General features: G+C 65.7%; 25 protein-coding genes. 18 read left to right on the forward strand and 7 right to left on the reverse strand.

Features of this window, described 5'->3' with window-relative positions; translation table 11 throughout:
• Positions 1–6 precede the first annotated feature (6 nt).
• Genes T8S45_RS07325 through T8S45_RS07365 form a run of 9 tightly spaced genes read left to right on the forward strand, consistent with a single transcriptional unit; the run spans position 7 to position 2,784 of the window.
• Positions 7–345 carry a hypothetical protein gene (locus tag T8S45_RS07325; protein ID WP_322293262.1) on the forward strand — a complete coding sequence of 113 codons (339 nt, stop codon included), beginning with the start codon at positions 7–9 and terminating at the stop codon, positions 343–345.
• Positions 345–629, forward strand: a complete 285-nt coding sequence (locus tag T8S45_RS07330; RefSeq protein ID WP_322293263.1) for a hypothetical protein — start codon at positions 345–347, stop codon at positions 627–629. Before T8S45_RS07325 ends, T8S45_RS07330 begins: the two co-directional genes overlap by 1 nt.
• Positions 629–1,000 carry a hypothetical protein gene (locus tag T8S45_RS07335; protein WP_322293264.1) on the forward strand — a complete coding sequence of 124 codons (372 nt, stop codon included), beginning with the start codon at positions 629–631 and terminating at the stop codon, positions 998–1,000. The genes T8S45_RS07330 and T8S45_RS07335 overlap by 1 nt, the downstream gene beginning before the upstream one ends.
• Positions 1,000–1,284 (forward strand): hypothetical protein, encoded by a 285-nt coding sequence (locus T8S45_RS07340; protein ID WP_322293265.1) that lies wholly within the window; start codon positions 1,000–1,002, stop codon positions 1,282–1,284. Before T8S45_RS07335 ends, T8S45_RS07340 begins: the two co-directional genes overlap by 1 nt.
• Complete coding sequence (locus T8S45_RS07345) at positions 1,281–1,526, forward strand: hypothetical protein (protein WP_322293266.1); 246 nt, start codon at positions 1,281–1,283, stop codon at positions 1,524–1,526. The genes T8S45_RS07340 and T8S45_RS07345 overlap by 4 nt, the downstream gene beginning before the upstream one ends.
• Before the next feature lie 12 nt (positions 1,527–1,538).
• Positions 1,539–1,790, forward strand: a complete 252-nt coding sequence (locus T8S45_RS07350) for a hypothetical protein (RefSeq protein ID WP_373282493.1) — start codon at positions 1,539–1,541, stop codon at positions 1,788–1,790.
• Positions 1,787–1,963 carry a hypothetical protein gene (locus T8S45_RS07355; protein WP_188642268.1) on the forward strand — a complete coding sequence of 59 codons (177 nt, stop codon included), beginning with the start codon at positions 1,787–1,789 and terminating at the stop codon, positions 1,961–1,963. The genes T8S45_RS07350 and T8S45_RS07355 overlap by 4 nt, the downstream gene beginning before the upstream one ends.
• 52 nt (positions 1,964–2,015) lie before the next feature.
• A complete protein-coding gene (locus tag T8S45_RS07360) occupies positions 2,016–2,423 on the forward strand; it encodes a SufE family protein (protein ID WP_188642269.1) in 408 nt (135 codons plus the stop codon).
• A 10-nt stretch (positions 2,424–2,433) separates the two neighbouring features.
• On the forward strand, positions 2,434–2,784 hold the full coding sequence (locus tag T8S45_RS07365) for a YbaN family protein (protein WP_322293267.1): 351 nt from the start codon (positions 2,434–2,436) through the stop codon (positions 2,782–2,784).
• Between the two features lie 10 nt (positions 2,785–2,794).
• Here T8S45_RS07365 and T8S45_RS07370 read toward each other — a convergent pair whose 3' ends face one another.
• Both T8S45_RS07370 and T8S45_RS07375 read right to left on the reverse strand, forming a co-directional pair.
• Entirely contained in the window at positions 2,795–3,313 is a 519-nt protein-coding gene (locus T8S45_RS07370; protein WP_322293268.1) for a sterol desaturase family protein, read from the reverse strand.
• Positions 3,314–3,334: 21 nt separating this feature from the next.
• On the reverse strand, positions 3,335–3,742 hold the full coding sequence (locus T8S45_RS07375) for an acyl-CoA thioesterase (protein WP_407654884.1): 408 nt from the start codon (positions 3,740–3,742) through the stop codon (positions 3,335–3,337).
• A gap of 69 nt (positions 3,743–3,811) precedes the next feature.
• Here T8S45_RS07375 and T8S45_RS07380 point away from each other — a divergent pair, with 69 nt between their 5' ends.
• The 9 genes from T8S45_RS07380 to T8S45_RS07420 all read left to right on the forward strand — a co-directional run bounded on the left by T8S45_RS07380 (position 3,812) and on the right by T8S45_RS07420 (position 10,057).
• Positions 3,812–4,318, forward strand: coding sequence for a DNA-deoxyinosine glycosylase (locus T8S45_RS07380; protein WP_322293270.1), 507 nt, complete (start codon positions 3,812–3,814; stop codon positions 4,316–4,318).
• Positions 4,319–4,356: 38 nt separating this feature from the next.
• On the forward strand, positions 4,357–4,503 hold the full coding sequence (locus T8S45_RS07385; protein ID WP_322293271.1) for an isopropylmalate isomerase: 147 nt from the start codon (positions 4,357–4,359) through the stop codon (positions 4,501–4,503).
• A gap of 13 nt (positions 4,504–4,516) precedes the next feature.
• Positions 4,517–5,515: an NADPH:quinone oxidoreductase family protein gene (locus T8S45_RS07390; protein ID WP_322293272.1), complete on the forward strand. Its 999-nt coding sequence runs from the start codon at positions 4,517–4,519 to the stop codon at positions 5,513–5,515.
• A 58-nt stretch (positions 5,516–5,573) separates the two neighbouring features.
• Positions 5,574–5,897, forward strand: coding sequence for a DUF1476 domain-containing protein (locus T8S45_RS07395; RefSeq protein ID WP_322293273.1), 324 nt, complete (start codon positions 5,574–5,576; stop codon positions 5,895–5,897).
• A gap of 4 nt (positions 5,898–5,901) precedes the next feature.
• Positions 5,902–6,135, forward strand: coding sequence for a BolA family protein (locus T8S45_RS07400; RefSeq protein ID WP_322293274.1), 234 nt, complete (start codon positions 5,902–5,904; stop codon positions 6,133–6,135).
• Between the two features lie 32 nt (positions 6,136–6,167).
• Positions 6,168–6,497, forward strand: a complete 330-nt coding sequence (gene grxD, locus T8S45_RS07405; RefSeq protein ID WP_322293275.1) for a Grx4 family monothiol glutaredoxin — start codon at positions 6,168–6,170, stop codon at positions 6,495–6,497.
• A gap of 271 nt (positions 6,498–6,768) precedes the next feature.
• On the forward strand, positions 6,769–7,551 hold the full coding sequence (locus T8S45_RS07410; protein ID WP_322293276.1) for an NUDIX hydrolase: 783 nt from the start codon (positions 6,769–6,771) through the stop codon (positions 7,549–7,551).
• A gap of 110 nt (positions 7,552–7,661) precedes the next feature.
• Positions 7,662–8,579, forward strand: a complete 918-nt coding sequence (locus T8S45_RS07415) for an ABC transporter ATP-binding protein (RefSeq protein WP_322293277.1) — start codon at positions 7,662–7,664, stop codon at positions 8,577–8,579.
• A complete protein-coding gene (locus T8S45_RS07420) occupies positions 8,576–10,057 on the forward strand; it encodes an ABC transporter permease (protein ID WP_322293278.1) in 1,482 nt (493 codons plus the stop codon). The genes T8S45_RS07415 and T8S45_RS07420 overlap by 4 nt, the downstream gene beginning before the upstream one ends.
• Positions 10,058–10,088: 31 nt before the next feature.
• Here the strand turns inward: T8S45_RS07420 and T8S45_RS07425 are convergent, their stop codons facing one another.
• The 5 genes from T8S45_RS07425 to T8S45_RS07445 form a co-directional block, all read right to left on the reverse strand.
• Positions 10,089–11,252, reverse strand: coding sequence for a glycosyltransferase (locus T8S45_RS07425; RefSeq protein ID WP_322293279.1), 1,164 nt, complete (start codon positions 11,250–11,252; stop codon positions 10,089–10,091).
• 39 nt (positions 11,253–11,291) lie between these two features.
• Complete coding sequence (gene recO, locus T8S45_RS07430; protein WP_322293280.1) at positions 11,292–11,897, reverse strand: DNA repair protein RecO; 606 nt, start codon at positions 11,895–11,897, stop codon at positions 11,292–11,294.
• Between the two features lie 17 nt (positions 11,898–11,914).
• Complete coding sequence (locus T8S45_RS07435) at positions 11,915–12,166, reverse strand: accessory factor UbiK family protein (protein WP_188642283.1); 252 nt, start codon at positions 12,164–12,166, stop codon at positions 11,915–11,917.
• Between the two features lie 32 nt (positions 12,167–12,198).
• On the reverse strand, positions 12,199–12,750 hold the full coding sequence (locus tag T8S45_RS07440; protein WP_188642284.1) for a TspO/MBR family protein: 552 nt from the start codon (positions 12,748–12,750) through the stop codon (positions 12,199–12,201).
• 62 nt (positions 12,751–12,812) lie between these two features.
• Complete coding sequence (locus tag T8S45_RS07445) at positions 12,813–13,601, reverse strand: TlyA family RNA methyltransferase (RefSeq protein WP_322293281.1); 789 nt, start codon at positions 13,599–13,601, stop codon at positions 12,813–12,815.
• Between the last annotated feature and the right edge of the window lie 6 nt (positions 13,602–13,607).

Raw genomic sequence — 13,607 nt, forward strand, 5'->3', positions numbered from 1 at the left:
GGGACAATGGACAAGGAAAGCATGATCATCGTCATCGTCGTCGTCATGACGCTGGGATGGTTGGTCAACAACTGGATCCGCGCCAGGCACGGCTACGCGCTGGAAGACGAGTGGGGCGGCAAGACCGAGCGATCCGACAGCACCGAGACCAAGGCATTGCGCGAGGAGAATCGCGCGCTCCACGACAAGCTCGACGGCATGCAGGACCGCATGATCGTGCTCGAGAAGATCGTCACCGATCGCGGCTACGGCGTCGCCGAGGAAATCGAGCGGCTGCGGGACGAACGCAAGATCGACCAGTCCAGCGGCATCCCGCTCGACCTGAAGAAAGGGGAGCGCGCCTGATGTTCGGCCCCGACACCAGCCTCGTTATAGACGCGATCCAGATCGGCCTCGTCGCGCTGGGTGCGGGGATCGGCGGCACGCTTCTGTTCCGGCGCTACGCCCGCACGAACCAGGGCGCGCCGTCACCGGCCGAGCCCAAAACCCAGGGTGCCGGATCGCTCGAAGACCGTGTTCGCGTGCTCGAACGCATCGCGACCGATCGCCCCACGGATCTCGCCGAACAGATCGAAGCCCTGCGCGACGGCGACATCACCTCGCCCGTCACACGAAAGGAAACCGTCTGATGGAATTCGTCGATCTGCTTTCTTATCTGGGCTGGATCATCGGCGGTGCCTTCGCGCTCGGCGCGGGGGGGATCGTCGCCTCGATCCACAACACCCGCCTCAAGGTGAAGCACGGCTATCCGCTCGAAGGTATGTGGGGCCAGTCGCTCAAGCCCGGGATGACCAGCGATGCTCAGCAGCGTGTCACCCTGCTGACCCAGGAAAATGCCGAACTGCGCGCCGAAATCGGATCGCTCAAGGATCGCCTCGGCAATGTCGAACGCATCGTGACCGAGGAAGGGTATCACCTGACCCGCGAAATCGACCGCCTGCGCAGTGACGGCTCCAATGGCGTCGTCTCGCTCGACGACGGGCGGAAGGAGCGCGCCTGATGGACTTCGAATTCCTCGCCATCATGGTCTTCGTCGTCGCGATCCTCGCGATCGTGCTCGGGATTGGCAACGACGCCTTCCAGCGCTGGCTGCGCCACAAGGAGAAGCAGCTCGAGCTGATGGCCGACAAGACCGCCGAGCAGGCCGCGCAATACGCCGCCAAGGCCGAAAAGCTCGAGCAGCGCGTGCGCGTGCTCGAACGGATCGCGACCGATACCGGCGCCGACCTCGCCGCCCAGATCGAGGACCTACGCGACCGCGACATCGAGGAGAGCGTACAATGAGTTTCTGGACCGCCGCCGTCATCATCGCCGTGATCATCGGCGTGGTGCAACTCTACAAGGCCAAGCACGGCATCATCTCCGACCGGAGCGGGAACGAGCGCTACATCGAGAAACGCGATCCCGAGGCCGAGCGCGAAATCGCCGAGCTGCGCGAACGGATCAGGGTGCTCGAACGCATCGCCACCGACGACACCGAGGCCAAGCGCCTCGCCAACGAAATCGACGAATTGCGCAAAGACTAGGGAGACGCGCACATGATGATGTCCGAAACATTGATGCTGGCAAGTGCCGTGTTGATCGGCCTCGTCATCCTTTCCGCCACCACGCTGCGCGGTTGGGAAAGCTGGATCGCGCTCAAGCGCCAGGAAATGGAACGGCGCGGCGGCAGCGCCTCAGCGCCCGAAATCGAGGGCGGCGCGCCTGAAGGCGCGGCGCGGATCGAGATCGCCGACCTCAAGGAACGCATCCGCCGGCTCGAGGCGATTGCCAGCGGCGTCGATTTGTGAGCGGCAATTCCGGCACCGCCGCGCAGGCCGGGATCGGCCTCGGCAGCGCGATCGCGGTGGCGATCAGCTGGTCGCTGCACAAATCGATCCTGTGGGCGATCCTGCACGGCATCTTCGGCTGGTTCTACGTGATCTATTACGCGCTCACCCGCCCGGGCGGCATTTCGGGCTGAGCGATCCCCGGCGGGCTTTCGCATCCCCGCCGCCCGCGCTAGAGGCGCCGCCATGCGCAGCCTCGACGACATACGCGAAGAATACGAATTCCTCGAAGGCGACGAACGCTATCGCCTGCTGATCGAGCTGGGACGCGACCTCGAGCCGATGCCCGATGCGCTCAAGACCGATGCCACGCTGGTGCGCGGCTGTTCGGCGCAGGTGTGGGTCTATCCCACGCAGGAGGGCAAGGCGCTCCACTTCCTTGCCGACAGCAACGCCGCGATCACCAAGGGGATCGTCGCGCTTGTGCTGTCCGCCGTGCAGGACAAGCCGGCCGGGGAAGTCGCGGAAATGGACGTGACTGCGGCGCTCGAACCGTTCGACCTGAAAAACCAGCTCTCCTCGAACCGCACCCAGGGCGTCCCCAACATGATCGCCTTGGTGAAGGAACACGCCGCGCGGATCGCCGGCGGATAATTGCACGCCGATGCGAAGGCATATCTATCGCGCGCTGGGGTTCATTGCCGTCGGTCTCGGCGCGATCGGCGCGGTCCTCCCGATCATGCCGACCGTGCCGTTCCTGCTGCTGGCGGTCTATTTCTTCGCACGGTCGAGCCCGCAGCTCGAACAGAAGATCCTCGACCATCCGCAATGGGGGCCGCAGGTCCGGGACTGGCGCGATCGTCGGGCGATCAGTCGCCGGGCGAAGACGATGGCGCTCGGCGCGATGGCGACCGGCGCGGTCGTCACCTATCTCACGCTCGGTCATCCCTGGTACTGGATTTCGGTCGCGATCCTCGTGATTGCGGGCAGCTGGATCGCCACGCGCAACGAATAGTAGCGCTAGATCAGGCCCCCGCGCTGTCCCTGACGACGGCGATCCCCGCCTCGCGCTGGGCCTTGAGCTCGGCCTTCAGCTTCGCCGGGTCGCGCGCGAATACAAAGCCGAAGCTGACCCCGCCTTCCTTGCCCACCGTCGCATGGTGGAGCTTGTGCGCCTGCACCAGCCGCTTGGCATAGCCGCGCTTGGGTACCCATTTGAAATAGCGCTGGTGGACCAGCCCGTCATGCACCAGCGTGTAGATGATCCCGTATCCGAGCACGCCGAGCCCGATCCAGGTCGCCGGCCACCAGGCATCGGCCCCCATCACCATCGGGCTGCCGAGCGCGAACATCGAAATGCTCATCGCCGCGCCGACCAGTGCGTAGAGGTCGTTCTTTTCGAGTGTCTTGTCGTGCGGTTCGTGGTGGTCGCGGTGCCAGCCCCAGCCAACGCCGTGCATGATGTATTTGTGGCTCGCCCACGCGACCCATTCCATCGCGAAGATGGTGGCAAGGACGATGGCGATGGCGATGGCGACCTGCATGGCAGGCATGAATATAGGCGCTCAGGCCTTCTTCGGAAAGAAGTAGCTCGCGATCTCTTCGCCGATCCGCGCCGGACGCAGCGTTTCGGAATCGATGCAGCACCAGCTCGACTTGACCTCGGCCAGCACCTCCTCGCCGCGCGCGATCACGGTGGTATAGAAGGCGCGCGCGCCCTTGATGCTGTCGAGCACCGTCTTGGCGATCACCTCGTCGTCGATAAAGGCAGGCTTGCGGTAGGTGATCTCATGCTTGAGCGCGACCCAGGCGCGACTCGCGAGCGCTTCTGCCGGGGCGAGCTTGCGCCAGTGCGCAAGCACCGCGTCCTGCACCCAGCCGAGATAGCGGGCATTGTTCACATGGCCCATGAAGTCGATGTCGTCGGGCACGATGTTGATCGGAAGGGTATGGTCGCGACGCGTCATTGACATCGATGTAAGCAACAACCGGTTGCGTTTCCATGACACCATGCGGATTTTGCGACGAAAGGAGGGAAACCGTTGCCCGAAGACAACGCACCTGGCCGAAAGCTCGGTTTCGAACCGGTGGTCGACCGCCGAACGCGCGTGCTGTTGCTCGGCAGCCTGCCGGGCGAATCCTCGCTCGCGGCGCAGCGTTACTACGCGCATCCGGCGAATCGTTTCTGGCACCTGGTCGGCAAGGCGATCGGCGAGGACCTCGCCACGCTCGATTACGAAGCGCGGCTCGGGCTGTTGCTCGCGCGCGGGATCGGCTTGTGGGACACGGTCGACAGCGCGCACCGCAGCGGGAGCCTCGACAGTGCGATTCGCGATGCCCGTCCGACCGACCTATCCGGCCTGGCCGTAACCCTTCCCGCCCTGCGGATGATCGGCTTCAACGGAGCGAAGTCGGCTGCGCTAGGCCGCAAGGCGATCGGGACGACCGATATCGCGCTGGTCGACCTGCCGTCGAGCAGCCCCGCCTATGCCGCGATGCCACTAGCCGAAAAGGAAAAACGCTGGGCCGTGATCGCCGACCATCTCTAGCCTTGCGAGGCCCGGCCTGCGCTTTCATAAGGCCGGGAATGACGAGCAAACTCAAAGGACCGGCCGCCATCGGCGCCGCCATCGGATCCGCCGCCATCGCCGCGGCGCTGCTTTACGCCAACAAGCGCAAGAACAAGGGCAACAAGCCCAAGGCGCCGGACGTCGTCCCGCCCGAAACCGATTGAGGGAGACGCGATCATGAAAGCGCTGCGAACGCACGAAGTCGGCGGCCCCGACACGCTCACGCTCGACGAGGTCGAGACCCCCACGCCCGGCAAGGGCCAGGTGCTGGTCGACGTGAAGGCCTGCGCGATCAATTATCCCGACACGCTGATGATCCGCGATCTCTACCAGTTCAAGCCCGAGCGCCCCTATGCGCCTGGCGGCGAGATCTCGGGCGTGATCGCCGAACTCGGCGAAGGCGTGTGCGGGTGGAAGGTCGGCGACCGCGTGATCGCGATGCTCGGCAATGGCGGGCTTGCCGAACAGGTCGCGGTCGAGGCCGCACGCCTGTTCGCGATTCCCGACGGAGTCGATTTTCCCACCGCCGCCTCGATCCTGATGACCTACGGCACCACGATCCACGGGCTGAAGGATCGCGGCGATATCGCCGAAGGGCAGACCGTGCTGGTGCTCGGTGCGGCGGGTGGCGTCGGCCTGTCGGCGGTCGAACTCGCCAAGGCCTATGGTGCGCGCGTCGTCGCCGCGGTTTCGAGCGAGGAAAAGGCCGAGGTCGCGCGCAAGGCCGGTGCCGACGAGGTCGTGATCTATCCCACGGGCGACATCGACAAGGACGCCTCGAAAGAACTTGCTGGCCAGTTCAAGGTTGCCGTCGGACCGCAAGGCGCGGACATTGTCTACGATATCGTCGGTGGGGCCTATTCGGAACCGGCGCTGCGATCGCTCGCGTGGGAGGGCCGGCACCTCGTGATCGGTTTCCCGGCGGGCATCCCCAAGATCCCGCTCAACCTCACCCTGCTGAAGAGCTGCGACATCCGCGGCGTGTTCTGGGGCGCCTTCACCGCGCGCGAACCGGAAAAGAACCGGCAGAACATCGCCGAATTGTTCGACCTGCTCGCGGCGGGGAAGATTAACCCGCTGGTGTCCGAGACCTTCCCGCTCGAAAAGGGCGGAGAGGCGATCGCCAAGCTCGAAAACCGCCAGGCGATCGGCAAGCTCGTCGTAACGATGGATTGACTTGCAGCCACCCGGCGCGCTGCTATGCGGCGGGCGACCCATTCGAGAGGAACAAGCGATGACCGATTTCAAGGACCGCGAGCGCGGCGAGGAAACCAAGTACGCGTTCGACCAGGAAACCCAGTTCAAGATCACCGCCCGCCGCAACCGGCTGCTGGGCCAGTGGGCAGCCGACCAGATGGGCCTGACCGAGGAAGAAACCGACGCCTACGCCAAGGCGGTGGTGCAGGCAGATTTCGAGGAAGTCGGCGACGAGGACGTGATCCGCAAGGTGCTGGGCGACCTCACCTCGGCCGAATGCGACATCGACGAGGCGACCGTTCGCGCCAAGCTTGACGAGTGCGAAGCCGAAGCGCGCCGCCAGTTCATCGAAAGCATCTGATCCGATGGCGATGCAAGCGGACGACATCGAACGGCTGATCAAGGCCGCCCTGCCCGATGCCGAGGTGACCATTCGCGACCTCGCCGGCGACGGCGACCATTACGCCGCCGACGTCCGCTCGCCCGCGTTCGAGGGCAAGACCCGGGTCGCGCAACACAAGATGGTCTACGACGCGCTGGGTGGCCGGATGGGCGGCGAACTCCATGCCTTGCAACTGACCACCGGGCTTCCCAACTGAAGCCTACACACAGATTGCCAAGGGACCGGGACATGTCGGACACCAACCACCGCATCGAAGACGTCGTCAAAAGCCACGACGTCGTCCTCTTCATGAAGGGCACGCCGCTCTTTCCGCAATGCGGTTTTTCCAGCCGCGCCTGCGCGATCCTCGACCATTGCAAGGTCGAGTTCGAAAGCGTCGACGTGCTGCAGGACATGGAAATCCGCCAGGGCATCAAGGCCTATTCGGACTGGCCGACCATCCCCCAGCTTTACGTCAAGGGCGACTTCGTCGGCGGGAGCGACATCATGATGGAGATGTTCGAGGCCGGCGAATTGCAGCAGATGCTTGCCGACAAGGCAGTCGCCAAGGCCGAATAAAGCGCCCCTCGCGCACCGGATACAAAAAAGCCCGCCATTTCGGCGGGCTTTTTCGTTTGGGTGTCAGGGAAGCGGGACCGCGGAGACTTGGGGTTGCAGTCCCGCCTCGAATGACTGCTTGGGTAACGACCTCCATACAAGACCCGTGCCAGTTGCGAGAAATCGTGGATTTGAGCGATTCCTGAACGCGTTAAGCTTGTTGCGTAACCAGCAGGTGTCAAAATCTCCGACAGGCTTGGCAGTGCCACGCGCATCGTCCACCTAACGTCGCATGAGCGAAACCGACGTCCAGCCCTCGCGCCCGGCCGCGACCTGCGTGATCTTCCGCCGCGCCGATAGCGGTCCCGACGAAATCCTGATGCTGCGGCGCTCGAAGGAACTCGAATTCGCCGGCGGTATGGTGGTGTTTCCGGGCGGACGCGTCGACGAGGCCGATCTCGCGCTGGCCGAGACGCTCGGCGCGGCGGATCGCGAGGAGGCCGGCGCGCGCATAGCCGCGATCCGCGAGACCCTAGAGGAATCGGGTCTCGCCATCGGCCTTACCGAGCAGATCAGTGCCGATCGCGCGCAGGCAGCCCGCGCGATGCTCGACGAGATCGGCGCGCTCGAGCCGGTGCTCGCGCATTTCGGCTTAGCGCTCGATCTCGATGCGCTGGTGCCGTTCGCCCGCTGGCATCCGCGCCACGCGCATTTCCGCGTCTACGACACCCGCTTCTACCTTCACGACCTCGGCACCGGCGCGGTCGACGTCGCGGTCGACGAGACCGAGAACACCCGCCTGTTCTGGGCCAGCGCGAAGGAAGCACTCGCAATGATCGCACGAGGTGAGATCGAGGCGATTTTCCCCACTCTGCGCAATCTCGAACGACTCGCCCTGTTCGACGGCTTCGGCGGCGCGCGCGATCAGGCCGAGGGCATCGAGATTCGCGAGATCCGCCCCACGGTCGAGACCCGCGAGGACGGCAAATGGCTGACGATTCCCGACGACCAGGGTTATCCGGTGACCGAGCAATTGCTTTCCACCGCCGATCGCGGCGGCGGCAAGGGTAAGTAGCCGGGGCAAATAGTTGCCCGTCGAGTGCTGTGGGACCGTGGTCCGGCGTGTCTTGCTCTCGTCATGCTTGTGCGTAAGACCATGCGGACAAGGGGCAAACGGGACTAGACATGAGCATTCTGACGGTCGCTTCGGTCACCAAGACCTTCGCCGACGTGCGCGCGGTCGACGATCTGAGCTTCGCGGTCGAGCCGGGAGAGATCTACGGCTTCCTCGGCGGCAACGGCGCAGGCAAGACCACCACGCTACGGATGGTGCTCGACATCATCCGCCCGACCAGCGGCGCAATCACCGTGCTCGGCGGATCGCCCGACCGCGACAACGCCGCGGGGATCGGTTTCCTGCCCGAGGAACGCGGGCTTTACGGAAATATGAGCGCGATCGACACGATCGTCTATTTCGGGCGGTTGAAGGGCATGGAAGCGGGCGCGGCGCGCAACGCGGGGCTCGAACTGCTCGAACGCTTCGGCCTCGCGGACCGTGCGAAATCTAACATCTCCGACATGTCGAAGGGGATGGCGCAGAAGGTCCAGCTCGCCGCCTCGCTGGTCAACCGCCCGCGCCTGCTGCTGCTCGACGAGCCTTTCTCCGGCCTCGACCCGGTCAACCAGGGCCTGCTCGAGGAAGAAATCCTGCGCGCCTCGCGCGATGGTGCCGCGGTGGTCTTCTCCACCCACGTGATGCAGCACGCCGAACGGTTGTGCGACCGCCTGCTGCTGCTGCGCAAGGGGCAGAAGCGCTTCGAAGGTACGCTCGACGAGGCGCGCGACCTGCTGCCCTCGCGGATCGATGCGGTGGCCAATGATACGATCGAAAACGTCCCCGGGCTCGCCAAGGCCAAGCGCGGCAAGGCGCTGGGCGACGGGTGGCACGAATACACCCTCACCGTCCCGCCCGAGGGCGATGCCGGCGCGGTGCTCGAACACTGCACCGCCAACGGCGTGCCGCTGCGGCAATTCGCCGAACAGCGCGCCAGCCTGCACGAGGTATTCGTCCAGCTGGTCGGTGACGAGGGAGTCGAACGATGAACAATATCCTGCTCGTCGCACGGCGCGAGTTCCGCCAGATCGTCCAGATGAAGAGCTTCTGGGTCACGCTGCTGCTGATCCCGATCGCGCTCGCGCTCGGTCCGATCGTGGCCGACTCGCTCGACGAGGACGAGGCGACCAAGGTGATGCTGGTCGATCGCTCGGGCGGCGCCATCGCCGCCACGATCGAAGAGCGTTTCGCGCTCGAGGAGGATCGTACCGCCCTCGCCCGCCTGGCGCGCTATGTCCGCCGCCACGGGCTCGAACGCGCCGATCCCGATGCGCCGTGGACCCAGTACGACCGCTGGTACACCGAGGCCGATATCGCCAGCTTCCGCGAAGCAGGCGGGATCGACGGTGCGCTCGAAAGGATCGACGCGGCGAAGGAGGAGGACACCCCCGAATTCGAACCGGGCGAGCCGAACTATCAATTCGTCGAGGCCCCTGATGCGCTCGCCACCGCCGAGGGCGAGGCGCTCGAAGCCGCAGTCGAGGACGTGATCGATCCCGACGAGGGCGACGAGGAAGCATCCTACGTCGTGCTGGTCGACGAGAACTACGAACAACGCCCGGTCGTGCGGCTGTGGTCGAACGATACCCCGCGCACCAGTTTCGTCACCACGTTGCAGGACGTGCTCACGACCGATCTGCGCGGGCGGCTGCTGGCCGCCGACGGCCTCTCGCCCGAACGCGCTGCTGCGGTCCAGGCCGCCCAGCCCGCGATCGCGGTGACCACTCCCAAGCCCGGCGACGGCGCGCGCGAGGCGTTGCTGGTGCGCTCGATCGTGCCGCTCGCGCTCGCCTATATCCTGATGATGAGCCTGATGCTGTCGGGCAGCTGGATGCTCCAGAGCTCGGTCGAGGAACGCTCGAACAAGCTGCTCGAAAGCCTGCTCGCCTGTGTGCGTGCAGAGGAGCTGATGTGGGGCAAGCTGATCGGCACCGTCGCGGTCGGCCTGTCGATGATCCTCGTCTGGGCGATCTTCGCCGGAATCGCGGGCTTCGCCTTTTCGGGCGCGGTGGCCGATTTCCTGCGGCCCGCGCTCGAACCGGTCAGCGACCCGCTCATCATCCTCGCGATCCTCTATTTCTTCGTCATGGGCTACGTCGCGGTGTCGATCATCTTCCTCGCGATTGGGTCGATGAGCGACACGATGAACGAGGCGCAGGGCTTCCTGATGCCGGTGCTGTTCGCGATCCTGCTGCCGGTAACCTTCGTGATCCAGGCGATCCTCGCGGGCAATTCGGGGCCGATGGTGCAGGCGCTGACCTGGATCCCGCTCTGGACGCCCTTCACCGTGCTCGCGCGGCTGGGCACCGGGATCGAGACTTGGGAAGTGCTCGGATCGGGCGCGCTGCTTGCCGGCTTCGTGGTGCTCGAATTCGTTTATCTCGGACGACTGTTCCGAGCGAGCCTGCTCGCCACGGGCCAGAAGCCGGGTCTGAAGGTCTTGGCTGCGAGACTAAAGGGAAGTTGAGCGGGACGGGAGCAGGCCACGCTCCCTTTCCTCAATACTTGCCCCAGACGAATCGGCTCGAGAGGGCGAAATTCCACACCGAGCCGATCACGATCCCGGCCAGCGCGGCGACGTATTCGTTGAAATCGTAGCGCACCAGCACCGCCGCGACACCAATATTCGCGAGCAGGCCGATCGAACAGGTGAGCGCGAACTTGATCCAGCCTGCGACCAACTCGCCGAACCCTGAAAGCCGCTTGTCGGCATAGGTCAGCGCGTTGTTGAGCACGAAGTTGAACGTCATCGCGACCAGCGCGGCGATCGTCTGGCCGACCTCGAACGGGGTCACCACGGTGTTGCGGAAGGTCCCGCCGAAGCTTTCGAGGAACAGCGCCAGCACCGCCATGTGGACCACCACGCCCGCCGCGCCGATCGTGCCGAACAGTGCGAAACGGGTCGGGATGATGTGCCCCAGCCAGCGATCGTAGAGACCGATGAGGTATTCGAACACGACCGTACGGTCGAGCTTGCTCTCGCCACTTGCGCGTTCTGCGAACTTCAGGGGAAACTCCTTGACCCGGTAGGGCTCGTCTGCGGTCGCCAGGATGTCGAGCAGGATCTTGAACCCGATCCCCGACAGCCGGTCCGCGGTGGCGCGCAAGGTGGCGCTTGGCAGCATGAAGAAACCCGACATCGGGTCGGTCAGTTCCACGCCGGTCAATCTACGTGCCAGCCCGTTGGCCAGGTGCGATCCCTTTTCGCGCGTTGCGCTCGAGAGGCCGGCCGCGCTTCCGCCCTCGACGAACCGGGACCCGACCGCGACCTCCGCCTCGCCGCTGTCTAGCGCAGCGAGCATTTGCGGCAGCAGGTTCGGATCGTGCTGGTGATCGGCATCCATCACCGCGACATAGGGCGCGGCAGTCGACAGCATCCCCTCGATCGCGGCCGAGGCCAGCCCGCGGCGCCCGATCCGCTGGATCACGCGCACGCGGCGATCCTTCAGCGCCAGTGCGCGCGCCGCGTCGGAAGTACCGTCAGGCGAATTGTCGTCGACGAAGATGGCCTCCCAGCCATCGGGGCCCAGCGCCTGCTCCAGCCGCGCGACCAATGGCGCGAGATTATCGCGTTCGTTGAGCGTGGGCAGCACCACCGCCAGCTTCAGGGCATGGCCCGGGGCAGGAGCTTCTGCGGAGGGAGGGATGGTCTGCGTGGCCATGGAAATCCGGCGTGGCGTTAGCCCAGCGTTGCGAGCATGTTAAGCTCCGATTTGGGCCAACCGGGCGCGTAGCCGGGCTCGTGCGGCGAGCAGGTCTTCGCGCCGTTCGCCCAGCAGGTATTCTCGCAAAGGGGCTTCGAGCCGATCGAGATCGGCGAGGAATCGCGACCAGTCGGCCGGATCGGGCCGCGCGACGCGCCCACCGAAACCGAGTTCGCGCAGCACCAGCAATTCGTAGCCCACCAGCGCCCCGGCCCAGCCGCGCGCGCTCGGCGCGGCGGCGATCGCGGAAAGCAAACCGTCGCAGGCATCGTGCACCGAAGGATAGGGCTGCCGCTCGGGCAGCGCCGCAGCGGTGAGCGCGCAGCACCACTCGATCGCCGCCGCCGGGAGCGGTTCGCCCAGCAGCGGCGCGCGGCTCTCGACCAGTTCGACCTTCGCGAAGGGCAATTGCGAAGCCGAGCGCGCGCGCAGGTCCAGCGCGACGCGGTTTCCCGGGATCAGTACGGGGCGCAGTACGCGTCCGCGCCCGCCGGCGACATAGCCGGCGACGAGCCCGTGGCTCTCGGTAAGGAAACGTGCGATCGCCGCGGTCTCGCCATGCGGGCGCGAGGCGACGAGGATGGCGGGCGCGCGCAGCTGCATGGCGCCCTGCTACGCGGCTACTTGCCCGCGAGCTTGGCTTCGAGCGCGGCGAGCTTGGCCTCGAGGATGTCCTGCTTCTCGCGCGCGGTCGCGGCCATCTGCTTGACCGCCTCGAATTCCTCGCGGCTGACGAAGTCGAGCCCGCCGAGCGATTCCTTCAAGCGCTCGCGCGCGCCGTCACGGGCCTCGCGGGTCATCCCCGCAAAGGTGCCCGCCGCCGCGTTGGCGAGCTTCACGAAGTCGGAAATGATCGGGTTTTCGCTTTGCATGCTGCGCAGATGGGCGTTCGCGCGGGACTTGTCTAGATGGCGACGCGCTGCACCGCGCCCGACACTTCGGTCTCCGACGCGTCGGGGTTTTCCTGCCAGAACTGGAAGTTCAGCACGGTCGCGAACAGGACCCATGCGAGATAGGGCAGCAGCAACAGCCCGGCGAGCTTGCGGATGCGCCAGAACAGCACGACGGTGACGATCACCGCGACATCGATCGCGACAAGCAGCCAGAAGGCCTCGATGATCTTCTGCGCGCCGAAGAACACCGGCGTCCACGCGAGGTTGAGCAGCAATTGCACGAACCACACGCCGAGCGCGAGCTCGCGCCCATAGGCTCCGCGCGCCGAAGCGACCAGCGCGGCGGCAAAGCCGATCATCGCGTAAAGGATCGTCCACACGATACCGAACACCGCGGGCGGCGGGAACAGCGAAGGCTTGGTGAGGCTCTGGAACCAAGGACTGCCGGCATCGCCGCCGACCTGGCCCGAGAGGTAACCGAGCAGCATCGTCATCGGAACGAGGAACAATGCCCAACGCAGCAGCGAGGCGCGTAACTGGCCGGGGGAAGCGATCAGATTCATGACAGTCCTTCTATCGGGCCTTTCGGTCGGTGCGCGCTAGCACAGCGGCGGCGGGGCGCAAATCACGCCGGACCGCTGTCCGGTGAAGGGACATCTCCGGACGACAAGCGCCCGCGTCGCGCCGCGAGCAGGAACTCGACATTACCCTCCGGCCCGGTGATCGGGCTCGGCACGATCCCGTCGACGGTCCAGCCCTGCGCCTCGAACCAGGCGCGCGCCTCGTGGCAGACCCGCTCGTGCAGCACGGGGTCGCGCACCACCCCGCCCTTACCGACCTCGTGTCGCGCGACCTCGAATTGCGGCTTGACCAGCACCACCGCGCGGGCATCGGGCGCGGCGAGCGCCAGCGGGCGCTCGAGCACCTTGGCAAGGCCGATGAAACTCGCATCGCACACCACCCAGTCGCATGCCCGGTCTATCAGTTCGGGGGTCAGGTGACGCGCATTGGTCTGTTCGAGCACGGTCACGCGCTCGTCGCTGCGCAGCTTCCAGGAGAGCTGGTTGGTCCCGCTGTCGACCGCGAAGACATGGCTCGCGCCCTTGCTCAGCAGCACGTCGGTGAAGCCCCCCGTCGAAGAGCCGATATCCAACGCCACCGCGCCCTTGGGGTCGAGACCGAAGGCGTCGAGCGCGCCCGCCAGTTTGATCCCGCCGCGGCTGACCCAGGGATGGTCGCGCCCGCGCACATCGAGCGCGGCATCCTCGGCGACCTGCTGGCCCGGTTTCTCGATCTTGGTCTCGCCCACGAACACCACGCCGGCCATGATCAGCGCCTGTGCGCGAGTCCGGCTTTCGGCGAGCCCGTGCGACACAAGCGCCTGATCGACGCGTATTTTCGTCGGCTTGCCCATTTTCGC

Source organism: Pseudoblastomonas marina (assembly GCF_034374265.1).
Classification (GTDB): Bacteria; Pseudomonadota; Alphaproteobacteria; order Sphingomonadales; family Sphingomonadaceae; genus Alteriqipengyuania_A; species Alteriqipengyuania_A marina.